The sequence below is a fragment of the Halorarum halophilum genome (assembly GCF_013401515.1).
GTDB classification, from domain to species: domain Archaea; phylum Halobacteriota; class Halobacteria; order Halobacteriales; family Haloferacaceae; genus Halorarum; species Halorarum halophilum.
Genome location: NZ_CP058529.1, coordinates 696,720 through 722,437 on the forward strand (window position 1 = coordinate 696,720; position 25,718 = coordinate 722,437).

The following is a 25,718-nucleotide window of genomic DNA, read 5'->3' on the forward strand; positions in this document are numbered from 1 at the left end:
ATCGTAATCGTACAGGCAGATGGCCGGAACGGAGTTCCCGCGGGCTGCTGCTCAGCCTCGGTGAACGTCGCGAAAAGAGAAGACCGGCCTAGAGGCGGCCGACTTCCTCGACCTGCACGCTCTCGATGCCCTCGACGCCGGAGAACGACTCCTCGACGGCCTCGGTGCCGCCCGCGTCGTCGGGGACGACGACCATCGGGAGCAGCGCGACGAGGCCGAACGCGACGTCCTCGCGCTCGACGTTCCGGATCTCGGCTCCCTCGGGGAGGGAGGCCTCGAGCTTGTCCTGGAGGTCGTCGAGGTCGATCTCGGGGCTGTTCGGCATGACCTTCATCTTCGCGGCGACCTTCCCCATCTCAGGGCCCCCGGAACCCGCAGTCGGGACACTCGTAGAGGTTGCTCTGCTTGCGGCACTTCGCACAGCGGAAGATGCGGGTTCCGCAGTCGGGGCACTTGAACGCCGCCGCGCTCATGCCGGCGACGTTCACACCACAGGAGACGCAGCGTCGGTCGGACGCCTGCTCTGCCTCGCTCATACCTACACGGACCGGCGCGCGGCTTTTAACGGTTGTCTTTCCCCGCCTGTCGGTCAGATCCCGAGCGCCAGCGGCCCGACGAGCACCCCCATCAGGTGGACGCGCCTGCAGCCGAGCCGGGTCGGGACGAACCCGACGACCGTCGCCACGCCGAACGCCAGTAGCCCCGTCCCGCCCGCGAACCCCCACGAGAGCGCCACGAGTCCCGCCAGCACGCACGCGACGAGTGCATGCTGGTCGACCCGCCCGACGATTCGAAGGGTGACGTCGCCGAGAAACAGGACCCCCAGCGTCCCGACGGCCGCCGCGACGCCGACCACCACGAGCAGGGTCGGCAGCGCGGCGGGAACGTCCACGTCCGCCATCGCCACGAGCACGCCAGATCGCGGCGTCCCGAGGGCCGTGAACGCGAACAGCGCGAACACCGCCGTCGCCGTGTTCGCGCCGCTGGTCGCGACGAGGTACTCGCGGGCCGGGTCGTCGCCGCCGAGGACGGGGAGTGCGAGCGTCGACGCGACGCCGGCCGACACGCCTGGGAGGTAGCCTACCGCCGCGCCGGCCCCGGTACCGGCCAGCGCGGCCGCCCCCGTCCCGCGCGGATCCAGCGCGATCCGCGCGTCGGCCTGCGGCGGGACGCCTCCGCCGTCCAGCGCGTCCACGAGGATCGGCGCGCCGAACAGGCCGGCGAACAGCGGCGCGAGTATCCCCCCTGCGGGAAGCGGTCCGGTCGGGGTTGCGTCGAGGGCGACGGAACCGAGCCCCGTCGCGAGCACGAGGGAGACGACGCCGGCCGCGCGCGCCCGCCAGGTGGCCTCGGTCCAGACCAGCGCGAGCACGACGCCGAGGATGACGAGCGGGAGCCAGGCCCGGAGCGTCGGGTAGGCGATCTCCATCGCGGCGGTGAGCGGGACGGCGACGGGGACGGCCAGGACGACCGAGAGCCCGCTTCCCACGACGGAGAGGCGCATCGCCTCCCGTCCCCGACCCTCGACGACGAGGCGATGGCCGGGCAGCGCGCTCGCGGCCATCGCGGCGTCGGGGACGCCGAGCGCCAGGGCGGGGACCACGTCGAGGAACGTGTGGACCAGGCCGGCCGCGAGCATCGCACAGCCGAGCGCGAGCGGGGACGCGTCGAGGGCGGGCGCCGCGGCCGCGAGCAACAGCGCGAAGTTGTTCGCGTGGAGTCCCGGGAGGAGGCCGCTCGCGGTTCCGAGGGCGCAGCCGGCGAGGGCATAGGAGAGCGGCAGCAGCGTCGCCTCCGGGAGGGCTGGGGGCATCGCGACGGAGTGGTCCCGGTATCGGATTTAAACGTTGGCGAGCACCGTCGCTCGGCGGTCGGGCGCGAAAGAAAATCGGGTTTCGTCGACCGAGTGCCGCTTCAGCCGAATACTTCTGCGGTGGCCGGGTACCGCTTCAGCCGAACAGCTCGCCCAGGCCCTCGCCCGAGGACTCGTCCTCGTCGTCGTCGCCGGCTTCCTCGGCTTCCGCTTCCTCGTCCTCGGCCTCGTCCTCGTCGGACTCGGCCTCCTCGGCGCCACCGGCGGCGCCCGCGGCACCACCGGCACCCGCGGCGGGTGCGGCGGCGGCCGTGTCGATGGCCTCCTCGATGTCGACGTCCTCCAGCGCGGCGACGAGCGCCTTGACGCGGGATTCCTCGACGTCGACGCCGGCGGCCTCGAGCACCGCCGTGACGTTGTCCTCGTTGATCTCTTCGTCCGTCTCGTTCAGGATGAGTGCAGCGTAAACGTATTCCATTGTTGTGAATCTCCGTTGTTATCCGAACATCGCGCCCAGGCCCTCGCCGGCGTCGCCCTCGTCGTCGTCGTCATCGTCGGGCTCCTCGGCGTCGGCCTCGGCTTCCGTGTCCTCGTCGTCGGTCTGTTCCTCGTCCTCGGTGGCCGGGGCGCTCGGCGCCTCGACACCCTGGAGCTCCTCGGGGAGCGCCTCCTCGTCGTCGATGGTCGCGGCGAGCGCGCGCAGCTGCGCGTCGGCGCGGGCGACGAGGTCCGGCATGAGCTCCTCGTCCTCGATGGCCGCGTAGAGCCCGACCGCCTTCGCCTCGCCGGCGGCCTTGCCGAGCAGCGTGCCGGCCGTGCGCGCGGTCGGGTACGCCGCGTTGACGGAGAGGTTCCGTGCGGCGGCGGCGGCGGACTGGACGTCCGCGCGGTACTCGTCCACGTCGATGGCCAGCTCGTCCGGCTCGAACAGCACGCCCTCGGAGTAGACGGCCTTCAGGTCGAGCCCGACCTCCTTCGGCTCGATGCCGAGTTCGGAGAGGACGTTCGCGAGCGTGTCGTCGACGACCTCGCCCGCCTCGAGCACGGTCGAGTCGGAGAGCACCTGGATGGAGCCCTCCTGGATGCGCGCGTCCGCGCCGACCTGCTGGAGTTCCCCGACGAACGGGCCGGGGTCGACGCCGGTGTCACCCTCGGGGATGACGACGTCGTTGGGGGCGACCTCGCCCGCGTTGATCGGGGCGGGCGTCTTCGACGCTTCGAGCTGCTTGAACAGCCCGAACGGGTTGTCGTTCGTCCCGATGAGCCCGACCTCGCCGCCGACGTACTCCACGAGCTCCTCGAGGCCGTCGTCGACCTCCTCGAGCGCGCGGTTCGTCAGCGTGTTCCGGCTCATCCGGAGCTCGGCCTCCCCGTGGAGGTCGCGGCGCATCGCCTGCAGCTGCCGGCTCGGGATGCCGGTCACGCCGACGACGCCGACCGAGGCGTAGGACTCGAGGAACTCCGTGAGCTCCTCAACCTCCTCGCGCTTCCACTGGGGGATCGTCTCCGTTCGACGGGCTTCGCTCGAACTCATCAGACGGGCACCTCCACGGACGGCCCCATCGTCGTCTTGACGTAGATGCCGTCGAGGTTGAGCGGCCCCTTCTCGAGGTCCGCCTCCAGTCGACGGATGATGACGTCGATGTTGCTCGAGATGTCCTCGGCGGACATGTCCTGCGCGCCGACGCGGGTGTGGAACGTGCGCCGGTCGCGCGAGCGGAGCTGGACGGTGTTCTTCATGCGGTTGACGGTCTCGACGACGTCGTCGTCGGGCTGGAGCGGCGTCGGCATCTTGCCGCGCGGCCCCAGGATGCGTCCGAGGTTGGACGCGACGTCCTGCATCATGCTGGCCTCTGCGATGAAGAAGTCCGTTTCATCGGCGAGGTCCTTGGCCTCGTTCTCCTCGCCTGCGAGGTCCTGCAGGTCGCTGCCCGACAGTACGTCGTCGGCGACGTCTTCTGCGCGGAGGGCGGTCTCGCCCTCCGCGATGACGACGATCTGGGTGTCCTGCCCGGTACCGCTGGGTAGGACGACCTCGTCGTCGACTCGATTCGACGGGTCGTTGAGGTCCAAGTCGCGGAGATTGATCGCGAGGTCCACCGTCTCGCGGAAGTTGCGAGGCGGGGCGTCCTCCAGCGCTTGGGTTACTGCTTCCTCTATTGAATCTGCCATCTTTCACCTCCGTAGTACGCAGGAATGCTCCTACGGGTCAGTGAAACAGGCGTAAACCTGTCTCATCGGAACGGACGGCCATGCGCAACTTAAGGCCTCCGAAGCGTCGGGGGCGAGCGACCGGGTCACACGGGGGAGACGGGGTCCAGTCCGCGCTCGTCGACGAACGCGCGGAGCGACTCCGTCCGTCCGGCGAACTCCTCCGGCCGGTGCGTATCGGTCCCGACCGTGAACCGGACCCCACGTTCGACGAGCGCGTCGAACAGGTCGTCGCTCGGGTGGAAGTCCGGCTTCCCGTCGCGCTTCGCCCGTTTCGCGTTCACCTCCGGGACCGTCCGCGACTCCGCGAGGGCGTCCACGAGCCGTTCGACGTGCTCGTCGGACCGCAACCCGGCGAGCTGCGGGTGCGCCTCCACGAGGTCGACGTGGGCGGCCACGTCGAACAGTTCCGACTCCACCAGCCGAATGACCGCGTCGTAGTAGTCCGCGACGAACGCCGCCGGCTCGGGGGCGTCCGGCGACGAGAAGTCCTCGCTGGCGAACGCGACGTGATCCCCGACGTAGTGGACACTCCCAAGCGCGTAGTCGAACTCCCCCTCCGCGAGGAACGACCGGATGTCGTCCTCCAGCCCCGGTTCGTAGTCCACCTCGACCGCGTCGTAGATGGCGATGTCGTACTCCTCGCGTAGCTGCTCGAGCGCCGCGCGGCGGCGTTCGTAGGTCAGGTCGAAGTGCCGAGCGAACCGATCACGCTGTCGACGCCACCCCGGGTCGGTCGTCAAGGAACAGTGGTCGGCGAAGCCGACCCCCTCGAGTCCAGCCTCGACTGCCGCCTCCAGCATGGGCCGGAACGCCGACCCATCGGAGTACGTGGAGTGGGCGTGGAAATCGTGCACGTCCGGAGGTTGCGTCAGCAGGACGAAAAACACCGCGGTCGACCGTGAGGGTTCCCGTTCGCCCCGACCTGCGACCGAAACGACTTGTCCGCCCGGGCCGACGCGGGCCCATGGATTCGGCGTCGGTCGGACGGGCGGTCGCACGCGCGCTCGATGGAACCGTGAGGGCGGTCGAGGAACTCGACGGCGGGATGGTCGGCGGCGTCCGTCAGGTGGCTCTCGCCGACGGTCGGACGGTCGTCGCCAAGACCGGGGAGACGCCGCTGACGGTCGAGGCCCGGATGCTCCGTCACCTCGGGGAGCGCGGGCTTCCGGTCCCCTCGGTGCTGTACGCCTCCGACGCGCTCCTCGTTCTCGAGTTCGTCGCCGGCGACGGGGCCCACGACGGCCCCCTCGACGCGGGAGTCCAGCGCGACGTCGCCCGCCACCTGGCCGCGCTCCACGACCGTTCGGCCGACCGGTACGGCTTCCCGTTCGACACGCTCTCGGGGGCGTACCACCAGCCGAACCCGTGGACGGACTCGTGGGTCGAGTTCTTCCGCGAACACCGACTCGACCACGTCGCGCGCGCGGCCCGCGACGAGGGGAGCCTCCCCGACGAACTGTATCGGCGCGTAAGCTCGCTCTGTGCGGACCTCGATGATCTCCTCCCCCACGATCCCGGAGCGTCATTGCTCCACGGCGACGTGTGGGCGAACAACCTCGTCGTGGACGACGGCGCGGTCGCGGCGTTCCTCGACCCGGCGTGCAGCTACGGACACGCCGAGGTAGGACTCGCTTACTGCGAGTTCGTCGGTTTCGACGGGCCGTTCTTCGACGCGTACGAGCGGGTCCGGGGGATCGATGACGGGTTCCGGGACGTTCGGGTCGACGTGTACGCGCTCTACCCGGCGCTGGAGCACGTCCGGTACTTCGGGGCCGACGAGTACGGTGCGGAGGTGGACGGGAGACTCGCGGCGCTCGGGTACTGAGGGGTCGAACCTGAAAGAGGGAGGGTCGCTTACGCGGCGGCTTCTTCGGCGTCCTCGGCCAGCACGTCGTCGTACTCGCCGGAATCGACGCGCTCCTTGAAGGTGCGCGCGTCCTCGCCCTCGATGGTGACGCCGAGGGTGACGCAGGTGCCCGCGACCTCCTTGGCCGCGTTCTTCACGTCGTAGGAGAGCAGGTCGGACTGCTTCTGCTGGGCGATCTTCTTCAGCTGTTCGACCGAGATGTCAGCGACGAAGTTCTCGTGGGGCTCGCCCGAGCCGGTCTCGAAGCCGGCCTCGTCCTTGACGAGCGCCGACGTCGGCGGGACGCCGACCTCGATGCTGAACGAGCCGTCGTCGTCGTACTCGACAGTGACGGGCACTTCCATGCCGTCGAACGCGGCGGTCTGGTCGTTGATGTCCTGAACGACCGCCTGCACGTCCACCGGGGTCGGGCCAAGCTCCGGCCCGAGCGGCGGGCCGGGGGTGGCCTGGCCACCGGGGACGAGCACTTCGATGGTTCCAGCCATGTCCCGAGAAACCCCCGCGCGGCGTTTAAGGGTTGTCTTTGTCGACGACGCTCGCGTGTGAACCATTGGCGTGTTGTTCGGGTCCGGGGGAGCCTCCGCACAGCGGAATCCCCTCACGCTTATGCGGGTCCTGGCAAGATTTACGCCCATGACCGAGATGCGGTACACCACCCTCGGGCGGACCGGGCTGGACGTCTCCCGACTCTGTCTCGGCTGCATGAACTTCGGATCCGAGCAGCCGTGGATGATGAACGACCGCGACGCCAGCGTCGACCTTGTCCACGAGGCGCTCGACGCGGGCATCAACTTCCTCGACACGGCGAACGTCTACTCGACCGGCGAGAGCGAGGAGATCGTCGGCGAGGCGGTCGCCTCGGCGAACCGGGACGACCTCGTTCTCGCGACGAAGGTGTACGGCGACATGCGCGAGGCACCGAACGGCGGCGGACTCTCCCGGAAGCACATCATCGACCAGTGCGAGGCCAGCCTCGACCGCCTCGGCGTCGACTACGTCGACCTCTACCAGCTCCACCGGTGGGACGAGAACACCCCCATCGAGGAGACGCTCGCCGCGCTGAGCTACCTGGTCGAATCGGGACGTGTCAGGTACATCGGCGCCTCGACAATGTCCGCTTACCGCCTCACGAAGGCGCTGTACACGAGCGACGTGGAGGATTGTAGTCGGTTCGTCTGCATACAGCCGGAGTACTCCGCGGTCGCCCGCCACGAGGAGGAGAACATGCTCCACGTCGCCGAGGGCGAGGGGCTCGGGGTCATCCCGTGGTCCCCGCTTGCGGGCGGGTTCCTCACCGGGAAGTACGAGCGGGAGGCCGACCCGGCCGACGGGACGCGCGGCGCCGCCTCGGAGTCAGTCCGGTCCTACTTCACCGACGAGAACTGGGCCGTCCTCGACGCGATCCGTACCGTGGCAGACGAGGAGGACGCCACGCCGGCGCAGGTCGCGCTCGCCTGGCTCCTCCATCAGGAGACCGTTACCGCGCCCATCATCGGGCCGAAGACGAGCGAGCAACTCGACGACGACCTGGGCGCGCTCGACGTGTCACTCACCGAGGAACAGGTCCTTCGTATCGCCGCACCGAAACAGCCCCGATATCCGGAATCATAAGCGATATTCATCCGGCGGGTTTAAGCGAACCGAGCCGGTAGGACGCTCTTATGAGAGATAGCTCGAACGTCAGAGTCGGGATTATCGGGCTCGGCGGAATAGGAAACCATCACGCCGAGCGGCTGAGCCGCCAGGGCGCGACGCTGGTCGGCGGGATGGACGTCAGCGCCGAGGCCCGACGACGATTCACGGACGCGTATCAGGTGGAGACGTTCGAGGACGAGACGGAACTGTACGACCAGGTGGACGCGGTCCTCGTCACGACCCCGAATCGATTCCACGAGGAGTACGCGGTCTCCGCGCTCGAAGCCGGCCTCGACGTCCTGCTGGAGAAGCCCCTCGCCCACACGCTCGAGTCGGCCGAGGCCATTGCGGCGGCCGCCGAGAGCGCGCCCGGCTTCTGCATGGTCGGGTTCAACAACCGCTTCGCCTCCGCCGCCCAGGTCCTCACCCACTACCGGGACGAAGGTCGCTTCGGGGAGATCCGCCACGTCGAGGCCAACTTCGTCCGCCGCCGCGGCATCCCCGGACGCGGCTCCTGGTTCACCACGAAGGGCATCTCGGGCGGCGGCGCCCTCATCGACATCGGCGTCCACGCGATCGACCTCGCGATGTACTTCATGGACTTCCCGGAGGTCTCCGAGGTGAGCGGCGTCACGCGATCGGAGTTCGGCAACCGCGACGACTACGCCTTCGTGGACATGTGGGGCGAGGACACCGGTCCCGAGGGGTTCGACGTCGACGACTCCGTCTCAGCGTTCGTGCGGGGCACGGAGGGGCAGAGCTTCAGCCTCGAGGCGGCGTGGGCGACGAACCGCCCGCCGAACAACGACTTCTACGTCCGCGGGACGAAGGGCGGCGCGCACCTCGACCGCAGCACCGGCGAACTCACCATCTACGAGTCGGGCACCGGCGGCAGCAACCACCTGACGAACACGACGGTCTCCACCAGCGAAGTGGATACGCACGAGGTCGAACAGGCCGCGTTCCTCGAAGCCGTCGCGTCCGGCGAGGCACCCGAGCAGAACACTGTCCAGGAGGGGCTCGCCGTCCAGCGGATCATCGACGCCATCTACCAGTCGAGCGACACTGGGAAGGCGGTCCAGTTCCTCTCGGAGGAATCCCTCTCCCACTCCGAAGCAGCCGAAGCCGCACAACTCGACTGAACCTGCCGGACTAATCGGCTCGACCTATCGAGACCCACGCAGGACTGCTCGCGAACCGTACCACCTTCCACCCAGAGACGTCCTCGACGCTCCGTTCGCGACCCTCCCTCTTTCACTCACCTCCTGTCGGGCGACCCCGAACCCAGGTTCGTTCAGCGATTCGACCGGTTCCCGTCCCGCGATGCCCCCGGGCTTTATTCGGGTTGTAGTACAACCTTATCCCATGGACGTGGGAGTGTTAACCGTCCCCCTCGGAGACCAGTCGAGACCGGACGCGTTCGAGTACCTCTCGGACATCGGCGTCGGCGCCGTCGAACTCGGCGTCGGCGGCCACCCCGGGGAGGGACACACTGATCGCGAAACGTTGCTCGAATCAGCCGACGCGCGCGAGTCGCTCCGCAACGACCTCGCGGAACACGACCTCCGCGTGAGCGCGCTCGCCACGCACAACAACCCGCTCCACCCCGACGAGGAGCGGGCCGACGAGGCGGACCGAGAAATCCGGGACGCGATCGAACTGGCCGGCGAACTCGACGTCGACGCCGTCACCTGCTTCTCGGGGCTCCCGGCGGGCGGCCCGAACGACGAGGTCCCCAACTGGATCACGGCCCCGTGGCCCGTCGAACACAAGGACGCCCACGAGTACCAGTGGGAGGTCGCCGAGGACTACTGGTCGGACGTCGCCGAGCACGCGGACGATCACGGCGTCGACGTCGCCATCGAGATGCACCCGAACATGCTCGTCTACGAGCCCCACGGGATGTTGCGCCTCCGCGAGGCGACGGACGACCGCATCGGCGCGAACTTCGACCCCTCGCACCTCTACTGGCAGGGCATCGACGTCACCACCGCCATCCGCCTGCTCGGCGAACGCGACGCCATCCACCACGTCCACGCCAAGGACACGAAGGTGTACGAGGAGAACGCCCGCGAGAAGGGCGTGCTCGACACGACGGACTACACCGACGAGCCGAACCGCTCGTGGCTGTTCCGGTCGGTCGGCTACGGCCACGGCGAGGACCACTGGAAGGACATCGTCTCGACTCTGCGGATGGTCGGCTACGACGGTGCCCTCTCCATCGAACACGAGGACTCGCTCACCTCCTCTCGCGAGGGGCTGGAGAAGGCGGTCGACCTGCTCCAGCGGGCCGTGTTCGAGACGACCCCCGGCGACGCCTACTGGGCGGAGTGACCGACATGAGTGACACGAACTCGACCAGCGACCCCCTCACCGTCGGCATGCTCGGCTACCGCTTCATGGGGAAGGCGCACTCGAACGCCCTCTCCCGGTTGCCGATGTTCTTCCCCGACGCGCCCGACGTCGTCCGCCACACCATCGTGGGCCGCGACGAGGAGGCGCTCGCCGACGCGGCGGACCGGTACGGGTTCGAACACACCGCGACCGACTGGCGGGACGTCGTCGACGAGGTGGACGTGTTCTACAACCTCGGCCCGAACCACCTCCACGTCGAACCCTCCGTCGCCGCCCTCGAAGCCGGCACCAACGTCCTCTGCGAGAAACCGCTCGCGCCGACGCTCGACGGCGCCGAGGAGATGCGCGACGCCGCCGCGGCCAGCGACGCGGTCGCCGGCTGCGCGTTCAACTACCGGTTCGTCCCCGCGATCCGCTACGCGAGGGGGCTCGTCGACGGGGGCGACCTCGGCGAGATCAGCCACGTCCGGGTTCGCTACCTCCAGGACTGGCTCGCGGACCCCGAGGCGCCGTGGACCTGGCGGATGGACGAGGACATCGCCGGGTCGGGCGCGCTCGGTGACATCGGGGCCCACTCGTTCGACCTCGCCGGGTTCCTGGTCGGCGAGCAGGTCGGCGACGTCGAGCGCCTGTCCGGCCACCTGCGAACGTTCACCGAGGAGCGCCCGGATCCCGATTCGAACGAGGAACGCCCGGTCACCGTCGACGACGCCTACTCCGCGCAGGTCGACTTCGAGAGCGGCGCGATGGGCACGTTCGAGGGGTCGCGGGTGGCGAACGGTCACAAGAACGACCACTCGATCGCCGTCCACGGAACCGAGGGCTCCATCCGGTTCTCGCTCGAACGCTTGAACGAACTCGAGGTGAAGACGGGCGACGCTCGCGGCTACGAGACGGTGATGGTGACCGACGAGTCCGACCCGTACGTCGAGGCCTGGTGGCCGCCGGGCCACGTCCTCGGTTGGGAGCACACGTTCGTCCACGAGAACTACGAGTTCCTCACGGCGGTCCGGGACGGCGGCGAGTTCTCGCCGTCGTTCGAGGAGGCCTACGAGGTCCAGCGACTGCTCGATGCGGTCCAGCGGAGCGACGAGCGCGGCGAGTGGGTCGACCTCTGAGTGGGCACCGGGAACGCGCCGAGGGACGACGGGAACCGGCATCCCGCGGGACCCGTGCGAACCCTTATCAACGGTTCCTCGAAACCACAAGCCATGCAATCGGACGCGCGCGACGTCCGGAACCCGGTCGTCCGCGTCGCCTTCTACGACAGCGAGGGTGAAGTCGTATACGATGCCGCCCACGGTGCGAGCGACGACGTTCCGGTCGTTCCAGTCGGGTCGCCCGGGACCGACGCGCTCCCGCTCGTGATCGCGACCGTCGACGGGAGGACCGCGCTGTTCGAGTCAGCGACGGCGGAAGCCGCCCGCGAGGTCGTCGAGTGCGTCGGCACGGGTGACCTGCCCACCGACGCCGCCTCGTCGGTGGTGGAACACGACCCGGGGGTCGACGATTTCCCGGTTCCCGATGGCCCGCTGGCGGTCGGCGTCAGGCGGACACTGGCCGGGGCCGGCTGGGTCCGACCGACGAGCCTCGCGGGGAACCCGCTCGTCTCCGCCGACTCCGACCCCATCGCGCGGGTCGACCGCGTCGGACTCCTCGGTCGCGGGTGGGGGGACGCGAGACAGGACGAACCGGTCGCCGGATCGTGGCGGACCGCGAGGGACGCCGACGGCGACCCGGTCGTCGTCGTCAACGGAACCGACGCGGACCCCCGCGCGGACGCCGACCGACTCCTCCTCGGGTCGCTCCCGCTCCGCGTCCTCGAAGGAGCGCTCGCCATCGCCGGGGCGACCGGGGCGACCGACGTCGTCGTCGCGCTTCCCGAGAACGACCCTGTAGTCGCCGGGCGCGTCCGCGACGCCGCGGACGCGGTGTCCGCGGAGACCGGTCGGGACGTCGAGGTCGCCGCGGTCCCCGGTTCGTACATGGCCGGCGAGCCGACCGCCGTGCTGGAGGCGCTGGAGGGCGCCGACAGGATCGAGGCGCGCCGCCGCCCGCCCGGGCCGGACGAACACGGCCTGTTCGAGCGCCCGACCGTCGTCCACACTCCGCGGACGCTGGCTGCCGTGCGAACGCTGCTCGCGGACCCTGGCGGGTTCGACGTCGACTCAGCGGACCCGGGAACCAGGCTGCTCACCGTCCACGGCGAGACCCGACGGACCGTCGAGCTACCGACGGACGCCACAATCGCCGCCGCGCTCCCGGAGTCGGTCGAGCGGACGCCGTCGTTCGCCTGCGTCGGGGGCGAGTTCGGCGGGCTGACGACCGACATCGACGTGCCGGCGTCGGCGCCCGCCCTCGCCGGGGCCGGGTTGGGGACGAACGGCGCCCTCGAGCCGTTCGGCGAGGACGACTGCGCGGTCGCGGTCGCCGGCCGGCGGGTGCGGTTCGCCCGCGAGGAGAACTGCGGGCGCTGCGTGCCGTGCCGCGCGGGGAGCGTGCAGGCCCACGAGAAGCTCCGCGACGTGTACGACGGCGAGTTCGACGCGACCCGGTTGCGGGAGCTCTCGCGGACGATGCGGAACACCTCGCTGTGCGGCTTCGGCCGCGACGCGGCGAGGCCGCTGGCGACCGCGCTCGACAGGTTCGAGACCGACCTGCGCGCCCACGCCGACGGGCGCTGTCCCGCGGGGGTGTGTTCGCCGTGAGTTCGAAGCGGCCGGCCCCACTCCCGCGCGTCCCGGACGTCCCGGACCCCCGGACGAGCACGCCCGTCACCGCCGAGTTCGAGCCGGGGACCGCGTCCGACCCGCCGGTCGGGAGCGCCCGCACCGAAGTCGAATCTGGTGATGGGCCGACCATCACGGTCGACGGGGCCGAGGTGTCGGTCCCCGAGGGTGCGACGCTCATCGACGCGATGGAGCGCGTGGAGTACGAGGGGACCGTCGCGGCGCTGTGCCACTACGACCGCGACTCCGAGTGTGCCGACGACATCGGCCCGCGCTCGACGTGTCGGACCTGCACGGTCGAAGCCGACGGGGAGCTCGTGCCCGCCTGCTCCCACCCGGCCGAGGAAGGCGCCGTCGTCAGGACCGACGACCCCGACGCGACGGAGGCGCGGGAGGTGAACCTCGACCTCGTGCTCTCCGAGCACAACCTCCGGTGTACGACGTGCAACCAGAACGGCCGCTGTGAACTGCAGGACGCCGCCATCGACACCGGCGTCGAGGAGCCGCGTTTCGGCGTGTTCGACGAGCGGAGCGAGTACGAGCCCCTCGACGAGTCCTCGCCGTTCATCCAGATCGACCGGAACAAGTGCATCACCTGCACGCGCTGCGTGGACGCCTGCAACGACGTGCAGGTGTCGGGGGTCCTCCGCGTCGAGGGGACCGGCGAGGACACTGAGATCGGGTTCCAGAACGGGGCCGCCTCGATGGCCGAGTCGACCTGCGTCTCCTGCGGGCACTGCGCGACGGTCTGTCCCACCGGGTCGCTGACGGAGAAGGGGCTCGCCGGCCTCGCCACGCTCCCGATTCCGGGGTTCACCCACCGGAACTCCGTCGGGAGCGAGATCCCGTACGAGCCGGCCGATCCCGCGACGGCGCCCGCGCCCGACGCGGGCGGCGGCCCGTCGCCGACCCGGGAGCGCGCGGAGCGCGACGGACTCGCGTCGGCGATGCGCTGGGCGAAGGGGAAGGCCCGCGACGTGGGGAGGGAGGCGTTCCTCGCGGGCGAACACGCTGCCGAGTCGCTCGCCGCGGGGACGATGAAGGAGGGGTGGCTGTTCGACGTCGCGAGCAGGGTCGCGGACCGCAGGCTGAGGGACGTGGAGTTCACGGAGACCACCTGTGGCTTCTGTGCGGTCGGCTGTCGGTTCGAGGTCGCCTCGAAGGACGACGAGGTGCTCGGCGCCGTGCCGACGGAGGACCCCGCTGCCGCGCCAGCCAACGACTTCTCGACCTGCGTGAAGGGGAAGTTCGGCTACGAGTTCACGAACAGCGACGACCGGCTGACGACGCCGCTGGTCCGCGACGCCGACGGTGACCTCCGTGAGGCATCGTGGGACGAGGCGCTGGACCGCGTGGTCGAGGGGCTGACCGACATCAGGGAGTCCGCTGGGCCGGACGCCCTGGCCGCTTTCGCCTCCTCGAAGTGCACGAACGAGGAGAACTTCCTGATGCAGAAGTTCGCCCGGGCGGTGCTCGGGACGAAGAACGTCGACAACTGCGCCCGCCTGTGCCACTCCTCGACGGTCGCAGCGCTCAAGCAGACCGTCGGCTACGGCGCGATGACGAACCGCATCAACGAGGACGTCGGCGAGGCCGATGCCTACCTCATCAGCGGGTCGAACACGACCGAGTCGCACCCGGTGCTGGCGACGCGCATCAAGCGGAACGTCGACGCCGGCGCCGACCTCGTCGTCTTCGACCCCAGGAAGGTCGAGATCGCGGAGCATGCCGACCAGTACGTCCGGACGAAGCCCGGCTACGACATCGCGTGGCTCAACGGGCTGATCCGTTACATCATCGAGCACGACCTCCACGACGAGGCGTTCGTCGAGGAGCGGACCCGCAACTTCGAGGACCTCCGGGAGAAGGTCGAGCCGTTCACCCCTGCGGAGGTGAAGCGGCTGGCGGGGGTCCCGCCAGTGGAGCTCGCCAGGGCGGCCGAGACGATCGCGGCAGCCGACTCCGTCGTCTTCGGCTGGGCGATGGGGCTCACCCAGCACTCGCACGGCACCGGGAACGTCCTCGCGATGGCGAACCTGGCGCTGGTGACCGGGAACCTCGGGAAGCCGGGAGCCGGCCTCTCGCCGTTCCGCGGGCACAACAACGTCCAGGGCGGCGGGGGCGACATGGGGACGCTCCCGAACGTCCTGCCCGGCTACCGCGACCTCGGGGACGACGACGTGCTCGACGAGTTCGAGGACGCGTGGGGCGTCCGGCCGCCGGACGAGGTGGGGCTGAAGGTGCCGGAGGTGTTCGACGAGGCACTGGCGGGGAACGTACGCGGGTTGTACGTGATGGGGGAGAACCCCGCGCTCTCGGAGCCGGACCTCTCGCACGCCGACGAGGCGCTGGAGGCGCTGGAGTTCCTCGTCGTCCAGGACATCTTCCGCACGGAGACCGCCGAGTACGCCGACGTGGTGCTCCCGGCGGCGTCGTTCGCGGAGAAGGACGGCACATTCACGAACACCGAGCGGCGCGTTCAGTTGGTCAACGCCGCCACGTCACCGCCCGGGGACGCCCGCCAGGACTGGAGGATCCTCCAAGCGGTGGCCCGGCAGATGGGCCACGGGTGGGAGTACGACGACCCGGAGGAGGTGATGGACGAGATCGCGTCGCTCGCGCCGATCTACGGCGGCATCAGTCACGAGCGGCTCCGCGAGGAGAACGGGCTCCAGTGGCCCTGCGAGGACGCCGACGACCCCGGGACGGCGTTCCTCTACGAGGCCCGGTTCAACTTCCCGGACGGGAAGGCCCGCTTCGTGCCGGCCGACATGGGCCGGCCCGGGGAACTCCCGGACGAGGAGTTCCCACTCACGCTCACGACCGGCCGGGTGCTGTACCACTGGCACACCGGCACGCTCACGCGCCGCGTCGAGGGACTCCGCCACCACGTCGGCGAGTCGTTCGTCGAGATCAACCCGGAGACGGCCGAGTCGCTGGGTATCGCTGACGCCGACCGGGTCCGCGTCTCCTCGGCCCGCGGGAGCATCGAGGTTCGCGCGGAGCTGTCCGAGCGTCCGGGGCCGGGCGTCGTCTTCATCCCGATGCACTTCGCCGGCGGCGCGGCGAACGAGCTCACGGGCGAGCACGTCGACCCGACGAGCGGCATCCCGGAGTACAAGGTGTCGAGCGTCCGTGTCGAACGCGTCGGCGACCTCGACTCCGGGCGGGACGAGGCGGCGGCGGACGACTAGGTCGCCGGGAGCGCGGGGGCCGGAGCCGGCTCAGAACTCCAGGCGGCCCTCGTCCGTGACGACCTCGTCGACGAGGTGCATTGGCGTCGCGTCGTAGGCGGGGTTCTCGATGGCGATGTCCTCGGCGGGTTCGAGCATCACCTCGCTCGGCGGGCGGAACTCGTTCTCGAAGACGAACCCGTCCTCGATGATCTTCGCGCCCGAGCCGACGACGACGACCGGGACGCCCACCTCGGCGGCGGCCGTGGCGATGGGGAACGTCCCGACGCGGTTGTAGAGCGTGTCGCCCACGATGCAGTCCATGCCCACGACGACGCGGTCGCACTCCTCCAGGCAGTAGCCGGCGGCGCTGTCGACGAGGAGGTGCGTGTCGACGCGGTCGATCGCCGCGAGCGAACGGGCGGTCTTGCGGCCGAGGTAGCGGGGTCGCGCCTCGGTGACGTAGGCGGTCGTGTGGTTCCCCTCCGCGGCGGCGGACTCCACGGCCTCGAGCACGGTCGAGGAGTAGTCGTGGGTGAGGAACGTCTCGCCGTCGACGAACGTCGAGGCGGCGTTGACGGCCGCCTCGCGCTTGCCCGTCTCGATACGGGCGGTCGTCTGCTCGATCGCCGCCTCGAGGAGTTCCTTCGCGCCGTCGACCGTCTCGGCGTTGCCGACCACGGCGTCCTCGACCTCGCGCATCGCCTTGTGGAGCGACGCGTGGGAGGGGTTCGCGCGGCGGAGCGCGCCGACGTTGTAGTCGAGGTCGCGCTCGAACTCGTCGAGCGTGGCGTACTCCCGGCGGGAGAGTTCCCGGAGGGCGCGGGTCGCCTTCACGGCGACGACCGACGAGGAGTGCGTCTGCATGTCGCGGATCTCCTCGACCGTCTCGTCTATCATGGGTTCGAAGTCACGGGTTTGGGCAAAAGGTGTTCCGGGGAGTCGGATTCGGTACGGGGTTGTTCGATGGGTGTTTCGAGCGACGTCACCCGACTACCGAACGAGTACGTCGTCGGTAGTCCCCGAGTGCTCGCCGTCCGACGGTCGGGGGGATGCGGCGGGCGCCACGCGAACGGCCCCCGCGGGGCCGTGAGTCGCGCCCGCCGGGGAGGCGTGGGGAGCCAACGAGACGACCCGACCGTCCAACACCCCGGGGGCGAAAGGGCGCAGGGGCAGGGGTGGTCGTCGTACTCGCGCGGTTATCACCCTCTCCACGACGGGAATCGCCGCCTGCGTTCCCGCGAATAGGTAACACTCTTGGCCCCCACAGCGAAACCAACCCGAGACGACGATGAACCGGCGCACGCGCGAGTACCTCGGGGGACGCTTCGGCGACTACTACCGGAGCGTCGACATCGTCCCCCCGCCGGGCGCGGACGAGCGCGAGTGGGGCCACATCCCGTTCACCTCCGGCGACGGAACGACGATGGTCCGCCACCAGTCGCTGCTCGACCTCGGCGACGTGGGGGAGTTCCTCGCGCGCGAGGCGCCACAGCACGCGTACTTCTCCGCCGCGAGGTACGACGACCCGAGCCACCGGACCATGAGCGAGAAGGGGTGGCGATCGGCCGACCTCGTGTTCGACATCGACGCCGACCACCTGCCGGGCGTCGACCCCGACGCCGACTCCTACCCGGCGATGCTCGAGGCTTCGAAGGACGCGCTCGTCAGGCTGCTCGACCTGCTCGACCGCGACTTCGGTTTCGCCGACTCGGACATGGAGATCGTCTTCTCCGGCGGGCGGGGCTACCACGTCCACGTCCGGGATCCCGCGGTGGCCGGACTCGACTCGAAGGCGCGCCGCGAGGTGGTCGACTACGTCCGCGCCATCGACCTCAACTTCGACGGCCTCATCGAGAAGCGGCCGAACGAGCGCGGGACGCTCCAGAAGACCCTCCGCGCGGAGGGTGGCTGGGGCGGACGGGTCCACGACCGACTCGTCGCGTACGCCGACGAACTCCGGGAGATGGACGAGGAGGCGGCCCTCGAACGGCTCGAGGAACTGGACGGCGTCGGCGAGAAGACGGCCCGGACGATCCGCGGCGTGCTCGAGCGCAACCCGGAGGGCGTGACGAGCGGCAACGTCGAACTGGGTCCGGGGGCGAGCACGCTCATCCGGGCGCTTGCCCGGGAGGTGGTGGAGGAACAGACCTCCCCGGTGGACGAACCGGTCACCACCGACGTCCGCCGGCTCATCCGCCTCCCGCGGAGCATCCACGGCGGCAGCGGGCTGGTCGTGACGCCGCTCGACCGCGACGAGGTCGAGGGGTTCGACCCGCTGCGGGACGCCATCCCGGAGCGGTTCAGGGGACGGAACATCCTGATCGACGTGACCGACCCGGGACCCGTTCCGCTCGGTGGCGATAGGACTAAGGTCGAGGCGGGAGTCGAGTCAGTCAACGAATACGTCGGCGTGTTCCTGATGGCGCGCGGACGTGCGGAGAAGGCCAAGGAGTGAACGATGGATCTGGATGAACTACGCGGCGTGCAATCGACCGAACGCCAGCGCGACAGCCTCCAGCACCTCCGCGACACCTTCTACGAGGACGTGGCCGCCTACATCGCGGGTCGGAAGCAACGGCGAGACGAGCGGGCCGCGTCGGTCGACAACCCCTTCTCCGACGAGCAGGTCCGCAAGCTCTCGGACGAGATCGAGACCGCCGAGGAGGTCGTCGAGTCGCTGTACGAGCGCCGGATCGGGAAGGTCGTGAAGCTCTCCTCGTTCGCCGCGGCCGACGCCCCGGTCGACACCGAGGGGATGACGACGGAGGAGGCGGACCTGTTCGACGACCTCGTCGGTCGGATCGAGCGGAACAAGGAGACCGTGCTAGACGTGCTCGGCGGCGCCACCGACGTCGACCTCGACGCGCAGGACGCCGCCGGGTCGTCGTCCGGGACGAGCCACGGTGCGTCCGAAGGAACGCCGGATCCTGCCGCCCCTACCCCTGAGGACGGTGTGGCCACCGCGGATGCCGGCGGGGATGTCCTCGCGGACGCGATGGGTGGCGAGGACCAGGGCGGGGACGCCGGACTGGAATCGACCTCACCGGCGGGCGCGTCGGACGACGACCCGCCCGTGCCGCCGGAGGAACCGGACCCGTCCGGGGACGAAACCGGACAGGTGCTCGGTGGGAACCAGACGGAAGGGGACGGAGGGGTCGAATCCAGTCCGGAGAGGGCCGAGTCCGAACCGGGAGAGGTGGAACCAGGGCAGGACGACACCCGGACGACCGTCAGGATCACCCGCGACATCGGCCAGATCCTCGGCGTCGACGACCGCGAGTACGACCTCGAGTCCGAGGACGTCGTGTCGCTCCCGGCGGCGAACGCTGGCCCGCTTGTCGACCGGGACGCGGCGGAACGGCTAGAGTAGCTGATTATTCCCGATGATGGGGCGCGGCGACCGGAAATTGTGACCGTCATCGCCGAGCGCGAACTCCCGAACCGGAACCGGTTTTTCCCGCCCGTCCACACGGTCGCGTATGCTCGAACCAGGAGAGGTCGCGCCCGAGTTCGACCTTCCGAACCAGCACGGCGACACCGTCTCGCTCGCCGACCACGAGGGCGAGTACGTCGTCCTCTACTTCTACCCGCGAGCGGACACCCCCGGCTGTACCACCGAGGCGTGCGGGTTCCGCGACGCGTGGGCCGAGTACGAGGACCGCGGCGTGACCGTGCTCGGCGTCAGCGACGACCCCGTCGAGGACCTCGAGAAGTTCGCCGAGAAGTACGACCTGCCGTTCGACCTGCTCTCGGACGAGGACGGCGAGGTGTCCGCCGCCTACGACTCGTACGGCGAGAAGAACGTGTTCGGCAACGAGGTGACGGGAGTGTTCCGGAACACGTACGTCGTCGGCCCGGACGGGACGGTCGAGCGCGCCTACGAGGGCGTCTCCCCGGAGGGTCACGCGGACGAACTACTCGCGGACCTCGACGAACTCTCGGTGTAGTCGTCGGCCTACCGGCCGAGTAACTCGGCGAGCGCGTGGCGTTTCACGAGCGCGAAGCCCAGGACCACCAGTACGAACCCGGAGACGGTGAGAATCGTCACCGGCTCCGAGAGGAGGACCGCGCCGAGCACCGTCGCGACGACGGGGACGACGTAGGAGACGAGGTTCGTCTCGAACGCGCCCAGCCGATCGAGCAGGGTGAAGTAGATCGCGTAGGCGAGCGCGCTCGCGAACACGCCCATGAACCCGATCGCGAGCAGGATGACCGGCGTGAAGGCGGCCGGCCCGGGCGTCGGCTCCCCCAGCGCGAGGGAGACGAGGTGGAGCTGGACCGCCCCGAACGCCATCGCCCACGCGGTACGGGTGAGCGCCGGGGCCGGCGGTTCGAGCGCCCGGGTCACGACGCCGCCGAGCGAGACGCAGACGGCGGCGACGAACACCAGCGCGACACCGATCGTCGTGTCGCCGCCGACGTTTCCGGGCGACGGGTTCGCGACGAGCGCGACGCCGAGCACCCCGAACAGGACGCCCAGGTACCCCCGCGCGTCGAGGCTCCCCTCGGAGAGCAGCACGGCCGCGAACGCCGTCGTCAGGATGGGGTTGAGGCTGTACACGATGGAGGCGATGCTCCCGGTGGTGAACCGCTGGCCGAAGAACAGGAAGACGACGTTGACGCTCACCAGCAGCGTCGAGCCCACGAGGATCGCCCACCCGTCCGCGCGGGTCCGGGGGAGGGGATCGTCCACCGCGAGGAGGACGTACCCGAGCGCGACGAGCGCGCCGATGTCGAACCGGATCGCACCCAGGAGGACCGGGGACAGTTCGGTCAACCCGACCTCGACAGCGGGGAACGTCCCGCCCCAGCAGAGACCGAGCGTCAGAAACAGCGCGGCGTCCCGGAGTCGGCTCACGTCGGAGAGTGGCGTCCGTCCCTCTTCGTCGTTTCCGTTCCGGTCGGGCGGACGGGCGACCGTCCGTTGGACGATCCGCCAGTCTCAGTCGCCGCTCGCGGAGCGAACGCACAGAGAAAAGAACGACCGATCGAACGGCCGCGTCAGTAGGTCCGGGAGACGAGGTAGTCCGCGAGGTCCCGGAGGAGCGAACGCGCCTCGTTGTCGGGGAGCACCGAGAGGCGCTCCTTGCTCCGCTCGGTCAGTTCGGTCGCCTTCTCGCGGGCGTAGTCGATGCTGCCAGCTTCCTCAAGCGCGGCGACGGCCTCCTCGATCGCCTCCTCGGTGGCCTCGGCGGGAGTGTCGGCGGAGACGAGTCCGTCCACGTCGACGCCCTGCTGGCGTGCGTGGAGGGTGATGAGCGTCTCCTTGTCCTCGACGAGGTCCGAGCCTCGCTGCTTGCCGAGCTTCTCGGAGGGGACGGTGAGGTCGAGCACGTCGTCCTGGATCTGGAACGCGCGCCCGGAGTCGACGCCGTACTGGTAGAGCGCGTCGACGACGTAGTCGTCGGCGCCCATCAGGACCGCCGGGATGGCGGCCGAGGCGCCGTAGAGGACGGCGGTCTTCAGCTCGACCATCTGGAGGTACTCCTCCGGGCTCACGTCGTCGCGGCCCTCGAAGTCAACGTCGAGCGACTGGCCCTCGCAGATGCGAGTGCAGGTGGACGCGAGGAGGTTCACGGCCTCCAGCCCGCCGGCCGGGTCGGCGCCGGTGTCCGAGAGGAGTTCGAACGCCTTGGCGTACAGCGTGTCCCCGGCGAGGATGGCCGTCTCCGTGTCGTACTCACGGTGGACTGCCGGGACACCCCGGCGCAGGTCGTCCTCGTCCATGATGTCGTCGTGGATGAGGGTGAACGACTGGATCACCTCGACGCTCACGGCCGCCCGCATGAGATCGAACGTCTCACCAGACAGCGAGGGGAACGCGCGGTAGTCGGTCGACAGCGGCGCCACGTCCGCGAGCGATTCGGCGGCGAGGAGCGCGGCGGTCGGTCGGAGGCGCTTCCCGCCGGCGTCGAGGAGGTACCGCGTCGCCTCGTAGAGCCGCTCCGGCTCGGCCATCGGGAGGTCCTCGTCGATGGCGTCGTTCACGAGTTCGCGCCGCTCCCTGACCGCGGCGAGCACCCGGTCCTCCGTCGCGTCCTGGGTCATGGGCTCACTCCGTCAGCTGGATCATGTTGCCGTTCTGCGTCACGTGGATGTCACGCCCGAGCGAGTAGCCCATGTTGCTCGCGAGGTCGACGTACGGCGCGAACCCCTTGAGGTCCTGGTGGGCCGGGATGAGGTGCTGGGGCTGGAGCGCGTCGAGCATCTGGTAGTGGCCCTCCTCGCGGAGGTGGCCCGACACGTGGATGTCGTCGTAGATGCGGGCACCCTGCATCCGGAGGAGCTGTTCGGACTGGTAGCGCTGGCCCTCGTTCGTAGGCTCCGGGATGACCCGGGCGCTGAAGATGACCTTGTCGCCGTCGTCCAGTTCGAAGGGGGTCTCGCCGCGACCCATCCGGGTGAGCATCGCGCGCGGCTCGCCCTGGTGGCCCGTGACGATGGGGAGGTAGTTCTCCTTCCCCTCCTTCATGATGCGCTTGAACGTGCGGTCGACGGACTTGCGGTGACCGTACATCCCGAGGTCGTCCGGGAAGTCCACGAAGTCCAGCCGCTCCGCGGTGCCGCTGTACTTCTCCATCGAGCGGCCGAGCAGCACCGGCTCGCGCCCGATGTCCTGGGCGAACTCGACGAGCGAGGAGACGCGGGACACGTGGGAGGAGAACGTGGTGGCGACGATTCCGCCGTCGTAGTCCTCGATGCTGTTGAGGGTGTCCTCGAGGTGGTTACGTGCGTGCGACTCCGACGGCGTCCGGCCCTTCCGGCCCGCGTTCGTGCAGTCCTCGATGTAGCAGAGGACGCCGTTCCCCTCGCGGCCGATCTCGCGGAACCGCTCCATGTCGATCGGGTCCTCCAGCACCGGCGTGTGGTCCATGCGCTTGTCGAGGCCGTAGACGACGGCGCCCTCGGGCGTGTGGACCACCGGGTTGATCGCGTCGATGATGGAGTGGGTGACGTGGACGAACTCGAGTTCGACCTGCCCGGAGTCGCCGATGGACATCGTCTCGCCGCCCTCCATCTTGACGAGGTCGTTGTTGACGTTGAACTTGTTCTCCCCCTTGATCTGCTGTTTCACAAGCTCGATGGTGAACGGGCTGGCGACGACTGGCGCGTCGTACCGGTGGGCCAGCTTCGAGATGGCGCCGATGTGGTCGAGGTGGCCGTGCGTCGGCACGATGGCCTGCACGTCGCCCTCGAGGTCGGACATGACGCGGTCGTCCGGGATGGCCCCCATGTCGATGAGGTCCAGGCTGTGCATCTTCTCGGTCTCGACGTTGTCGTGGATCAGGACCTTGCTCAAGTTGAGGCCCATGTCGAACACGACGATGTCGTCCCCTGCGCGAACTGCCGTCATCTGGCGGCCGACTTCCTCGTAGCCACCGATTGTTGCGATTTCTACTTCCATTGGTGTCGATTTCGAACCGCTGTTGCGAGCGTTGGAAATCCGGCTCGCCGCACCGCGGCGAACGGACAGGCTCGTACGGAAAGCCCCGGTAACACGGGTCGCTGTGGACCCCGGCGTCTTGCAGCGCGTCGGTCCGCAATCCCGCTATACACGGTGGGCCGATCGCCCACCGCGTACTTGCCCGCGGGCTCTGGTAACCGGACGTTGACCGGCCGCTCTTAAAACTGTACGGGTTCCCCGTCGAACGGTCCGGATTCGTTCGAAACGGAACGTCCGAACCTGATCCCGACTCCAGGCGCACGGGGTCGAACGGCCCGTCGTCGCTCCGTCGTCCGGTATATTTAAACCTCGCTCGGCCGACGCCCGCTGTATGAGCGGCCGACCACTCGACGTGCTGGAGGAAGCACTCGACACGCCGGTGACCGTCACGTTGAAGGACGGCACTGCACACTTCGGCGTCCTCGCCGGCTACGACCAACACATGAACGTCGTCCTCGAACCGACGGACGTGGAGGGAGCCGCGGACGGGGAGGTGGAAGACACAACGATTATCCGTGGCGACAACGTCGTCCGAATCAACGCATGACTGGCGCAGGAACTCCCTCCCAGGGCAAGAAGAACAAGAAGATCCACGTGAAGTGTCGCCGATGCGGCGAGAAGTCGTACCACACCAAGAAGAAGGAGTGCGCCTCGTGTGGCTTCGGCAAGTCGGCGAAGCAGCGCGGCTACGAGTGGCAGTCGAAGGCCGGCGACAACTGACGCTTCCCGTCCAGTCTCTCCTCTCCGTTCTCCTTCTCCCTCTCGATTCGGTAGTGTAGCGGTTTCCGTGCTGGCACCCCGAGCGCCCACGGTGCGAGTGTCTCCTGCCGGACGGGGTACGTCCGCGGTCTCCGTCCCTGATCCCCGCGTGATACACGCCTGTGCATATCTGCTCATCGAGTACCGGGTCGATACGCACGATAACGAGGGTTTTTGTGACTGGCTCGCCGACCGTCGTCCATGCAACACGGGGAGGGCCCGACCGAGAAGTGCGGCGTGGTCGGGGTCGCGCTGGCGGACCGTGACGCGGCGAGACCGCTCTACTACTCGCTGTACGCTCTCCAGCACAGGGGGCAGGACTCCGCGGGCATCGTCACCCACGACGGCTTCCAGCAGCACAGCCACGTGGAGATGGGACTCGTCGGCGACGCCTTCGGACCCGACGACCTCGACGACCTGAACGGGTCGGCGGGCATCGGTCACGTCCGCTACCCGACGGCCGGGAGCGTGAACACGAGCTGTGCCCAGCCGTTCTCCGTCTCGTTCAAGTCCGGCGCGCTGGGGCTCGCGCACAACGGCAACCTCGTCAACACGGACGAACTCCGCGACGAACTCGAATCGCTCGGCCACGCGTTCACCTCCGACGGCGACACCGAGGTCATCGCCCACGACCTCGCCCGCAACCTCCTCGACTCCGACCTCATCCGTGCGGTCAAGCGGACGATGGGTCGGATGCACGGCTCGTACGCCCTGACGGTGATGCACGACGACACCGTGCTCGGCGTCCGCGACCCGCGCGGCAATCGCCCGCTCTGTCTCGGCGAACTGGAGGACGGGTACGTGCTCGCCTCCGAGTCGGCCGCCATCGACACCCTCGACGGGACGCTCGTCAGGGACGTCCAGCCCGGCGAACTGATCGTCCTCGAGGCCGACGGCTCGGGCTACGACTCCTACCAGCTGTTCGAGGAGGAGACGGCGGCCCACTGCTTCTTCGAACACGTCTACTTCGCCCGACCCGACTCCGTCATCGACGACAGGCTGGTGTACGAGGCGCGCCGGAACCTCGGACGGGCGCTGTGGGAGGAGTCCGGCATCGAGACCGACGCGGTGATGCCCGTTCCGGACTCGGGTCGCGCGTTCGCGTCCGGGTACGCCGACGCCGCCCAGGAAGCGGGCGCGGGCACCGAGTTCGCTGAGGGGCTGATGAAGAACCGCTACGTCGGCCGGACGTTCATCATGCCGACCCAGAACGAGCGCGAGCGCGCCGTCCGGCTGAAGCTGAACCCGATCAAGTCCACCGTAGAGGGGCGGTCGGTGACGCTCATCGACGACTCCATCGTCCGCGGCACGACGTCGACGCAGCTCGTCGATCTCCTCCGCGACGCGGGGGCGACCGAGGTCCATCTCCGAATCGGCGCGCCTCCCATCGTCGCACCCTGTTACATGGGCATCGACATGGCGACCCGGGAGGAGCTGATCGCCGCGGGCCAGTCGACCGAGGACATCCGCGACTCCATCGGGGCCGACTCGCTGTCGTACCTCTCGATCGACGCCGTCGCGGGGGCGATCGGACAGTCGCGCGCGGACCTCTGTCTCGGCTGCGTCACCGGGGAGTACCCGTTCGACATCGAGGGCGAGGAGACCGACCGGGAGCTGGAGCGGCCGACCGTCGGCGAGCGCGAGCTCGCGGACGACTGAGCTCCGGGGAGCACCCCACCCTCCCGGGGCGCGCACGTCGATTCGTGTCGTGACTACCACGAAATAA

General features: G+C 69.3%; 25 protein-coding genes. 13 read left to right on the forward strand and 12 right to left on the reverse strand.

The features are described 5' to 3' along the window. Window positions 1–88: 88 nt before the first annotated feature. From HUG10_RS03665 to HUG10_RS03695, 7 genes are all read right to left on the reverse strand, one after another. On the reverse strand, window positions 89–355 hold the full coding sequence (locus HUG10_RS03665; RefSeq protein WP_179168267.1) for an elongation factor 1-beta: 267 nt from the start codon (window positions 353–355) through the stop codon (window positions 89–91). A 1-nt stretch (window position 356) separates the two neighbouring features. Continuing rightward, window positions 357–536 (reverse strand): HVO_2753 family zinc finger protein, encoded by a 180-nt coding sequence (locus tag HUG10_RS03670; protein ID WP_179168268.1) that lies wholly within the window; start codon window positions 534–536, stop codon window positions 357–359. 53 nt (window positions 537–589) lie between these two features. Then, entirely contained in the window at window positions 590–1,813 is a 1,224-nt protein-coding gene (locus tag HUG10_RS03675; protein ID WP_179168269.1) for a tripartite tricarboxylate transporter permease, read from the reverse strand. A gap of 136 nt (window positions 1,814–1,949) precedes the next feature. Next, window positions 1,950–2,291: a 50S ribosomal protein P1 gene (gene rpl12p, locus HUG10_RS03680; protein WP_179168270.1), complete on the reverse strand. Its 342-nt coding sequence runs from the start codon at window positions 2,289–2,291 to the stop codon at window positions 1,950–1,952. 18 nt (window positions 2,292–2,309) lie between these two features. Beyond that, the gene (locus HUG10_RS03685; RefSeq protein WP_179168271.1) at window positions 2,310–3,347 is read right to left on the reverse strand and encodes a 50S ribosomal protein L10; all 1,038 of its coding nucleotides are present in this window, start codon (window positions 3,345–3,347) and stop codon (window positions 2,310–2,312) included. Further along, window positions 3,347–3,985: a 50S ribosomal protein L1 gene (locus HUG10_RS03690; protein ID WP_179168272.1), complete on the reverse strand. Its 639-nt coding sequence runs from the start codon at window positions 3,983–3,985 to the stop codon at window positions 3,347–3,349. Before HUG10_RS03690 ends, HUG10_RS03685 begins: the two co-directional genes overlap by 1 nt. A gap of 125 nt (window positions 3,986–4,110) precedes the next feature. Further along, a complete protein-coding gene (locus HUG10_RS03695; protein ID WP_179168273.1) occupies window positions 4,111–4,881 on the reverse strand; it encodes a PHP domain-containing protein in 771 nt (256 codons plus the stop codon). Between the two features lie 110 nt (window positions 4,882–4,991). Between HUG10_RS03695 and HUG10_RS03700 the strand changes: the two genes are divergently transcribed. Continuing rightward, window positions 4,992–5,852, forward strand: a complete 861-nt coding sequence (locus HUG10_RS03700; RefSeq protein WP_179168274.1) for a fructosamine kinase family protein — start codon at window positions 4,992–4,994, stop codon at window positions 5,850–5,852. A gap of 29 nt (window positions 5,853–5,881) precedes the next feature. Here HUG10_RS03700 and HUG10_RS03705 read toward each other — a convergent pair whose 3' ends face one another. Continuing rightward, a complete protein-coding gene (locus tag HUG10_RS03705; protein ID WP_179168275.1) occupies window positions 5,882–6,379 on the reverse strand; it encodes a 50S ribosomal protein L11 in 498 nt (165 codons plus the stop codon). A gap of 148 nt (window positions 6,380–6,527) precedes the next feature. On the opposite strand from HUG10_RS03705, the gene HUG10_RS03710 reads away from it, so the two are divergent. The 6 genes from HUG10_RS03710 (at window position 6,528) to fdhF (ending at window position 15,807) form a co-directional block, all read left to right on the forward strand. Further along, window positions 6,528–7,505 carry an aldo/keto reductase gene (locus HUG10_RS03710; protein WP_179168276.1) on the forward strand — a complete coding sequence of 326 codons (978 nt, stop codon included), beginning with the start codon at window positions 6,528–6,530 and terminating at the stop codon, window positions 7,503–7,505. A 50-nt stretch (window positions 7,506–7,555) separates the two neighbouring features. After that, window positions 7,556–8,671 (forward strand): Gfo/Idh/MocA family protein, encoded by a 1,116-nt coding sequence (locus tag HUG10_RS03715; RefSeq protein WP_179168277.1) that lies wholly within the window; start codon window positions 7,556–7,558, stop codon window positions 8,669–8,671. A gap of 223 nt (window positions 8,672–8,894) precedes the next feature. Then, window positions 8,895–9,863 (forward strand): sugar phosphate isomerase/epimerase family protein, encoded by a 969-nt coding sequence (locus tag HUG10_RS03720; RefSeq protein ID WP_179168278.1) that lies wholly within the window; start codon window positions 8,895–8,897, stop codon window positions 9,861–9,863. 5 nt (window positions 9,864–9,868) lie between these two features. Next, complete coding sequence (locus tag HUG10_RS03725) at window positions 9,869–11,002, forward strand: Gfo/Idh/MocA family protein (protein WP_179168279.1); 1,134 nt, start codon at window positions 9,869–9,871, stop codon at window positions 11,000–11,002. A 93-nt stretch (window positions 11,003–11,095) separates the two neighbouring features. Continuing rightward, the gene (locus HUG10_RS03730; RefSeq protein WP_179168280.1) at window positions 11,096–12,592 is read left to right on the forward strand and encodes an NADH-ubiquinone oxidoreductase-F iron-sulfur binding region domain-containing protein; all 1,497 of its coding nucleotides are present in this window, start codon (window positions 11,096–11,098) and stop codon (window positions 12,590–12,592) included. Further along, entirely contained in the window at window positions 12,589–15,807 is a 3,219-nt protein-coding gene (gene fdhF, locus HUG10_RS03735; protein WP_179168281.1) for a formate dehydrogenase subunit alpha, read from the forward strand. The genes HUG10_RS03730 and fdhF overlap by 4 nt, the downstream gene beginning before the upstream one ends. 30 nt (window positions 15,808–15,837) lie before the next feature. Here fdhF and HUG10_RS03740 read toward each other — a convergent pair whose 3' ends face one another. Beyond that, window positions 15,838–16,686 carry a translation initiation factor eIF-2B gene (locus tag HUG10_RS03740; RefSeq protein WP_179168282.1) on the reverse strand — a complete coding sequence of 283 codons (849 nt, stop codon included), beginning with the start codon at window positions 16,684–16,686 and terminating at the stop codon, window positions 15,838–15,840. Between the two features lie 391 nt (window positions 16,687–17,077). Between HUG10_RS03740 and priS the strand changes: the two genes are divergently transcribed. From priS to bcp, 3 genes are all read left to right on the forward strand, one after another. Next, the gene (gene priS / locus HUG10_RS03745) at window positions 17,078–18,244 is read left to right on the forward strand and encodes a DNA primase small subunit PriS (RefSeq protein ID WP_179168283.1); all 1,167 of its coding nucleotides are present in this window, start codon (window positions 17,078–17,080) and stop codon (window positions 18,242–18,244) included. A 3-nt stretch (window positions 18,245–18,247) separates the two neighbouring features. Further along, on the forward strand, window positions 18,248–19,159 hold the full coding sequence (locus tag HUG10_RS03750; RefSeq protein ID WP_179168284.1) for a DNA replication complex subunit Gins51: 912 nt from the start codon (window positions 18,248–18,250) through the stop codon (window positions 19,157–19,159). A 109-nt stretch (window positions 19,160–19,268) separates the two neighbouring features. Further along, complete coding sequence (bcp, locus tag HUG10_RS03755) at window positions 19,269–19,736, forward strand: thioredoxin-dependent thiol peroxidase (protein ID WP_179168285.1); 468 nt, start codon at window positions 19,269–19,271, stop codon at window positions 19,734–19,736. 8 nt (window positions 19,737–19,744) lie between these two features. Here the strand turns inward: bcp and HUG10_RS03760 are convergent, their stop codons facing one another. The 3 genes from HUG10_RS03760 to HUG10_RS03770 form a co-directional block, all read right to left on the reverse strand. Beyond that, window positions 19,745–20,647: a DMT family transporter gene (locus tag HUG10_RS03760; RefSeq protein WP_179168286.1), complete on the reverse strand. Its 903-nt coding sequence runs from the start codon at window positions 20,645–20,647 to the stop codon at window positions 19,745–19,747. Window positions 20,648–20,790: 143 nt separating this feature from the next. Then, window positions 20,791–21,837, reverse strand: coding sequence for a geranylfarnesyl diphosphate synthase (gene idsA3, locus HUG10_RS03765; protein WP_179168287.1), 1,047 nt, complete (start codon window positions 21,835–21,837; stop codon window positions 20,791–20,793). A gap of 4 nt (window positions 21,838–21,841) precedes the next feature. Next, a complete protein-coding gene (locus HUG10_RS03770) occupies window positions 21,842–23,194 on the reverse strand; it encodes a ribonuclease J (protein ID WP_179168288.1) in 1,353 nt (450 codons plus the stop codon). 370 nt (window positions 23,195–23,564) lie between these two features. Here HUG10_RS03770 and HUG10_RS03775 point away from each other — a divergent pair, with 370 nt between their 5' ends. The 3 genes from HUG10_RS03775 (at window position 23,565) to purF (ending at window position 25,651) form a co-directional block, all read left to right on the forward strand. Continuing rightward, window positions 23,565–23,780 (forward strand): LSM domain-containing protein, encoded by a 216-nt coding sequence (locus tag HUG10_RS03775; RefSeq protein WP_179168289.1) that lies wholly within the window; start codon window positions 23,565–23,567, stop codon window positions 23,778–23,780. Then, window positions 23,777–23,953: a 50S ribosomal protein L37e gene (locus HUG10_RS03780; protein ID WP_179168290.1), complete on the forward strand. Its 177-nt coding sequence runs from the start codon at window positions 23,777–23,779 to the stop codon at window positions 23,951–23,953. Before HUG10_RS03775 ends, HUG10_RS03780 begins: the two co-directional genes overlap by 4 nt. Before the next feature lie 240 nt (window positions 23,954–24,193). After that, window positions 24,194–25,651: an amidophosphoribosyltransferase gene (gene purF, locus HUG10_RS03785; protein WP_179168291.1), complete on the forward strand. Its 1,458-nt coding sequence runs from the start codon at window positions 24,194–24,196 to the stop codon at window positions 25,649–25,651. Window positions 25,652–25,718: the final 67 nt, after the last annotated feature.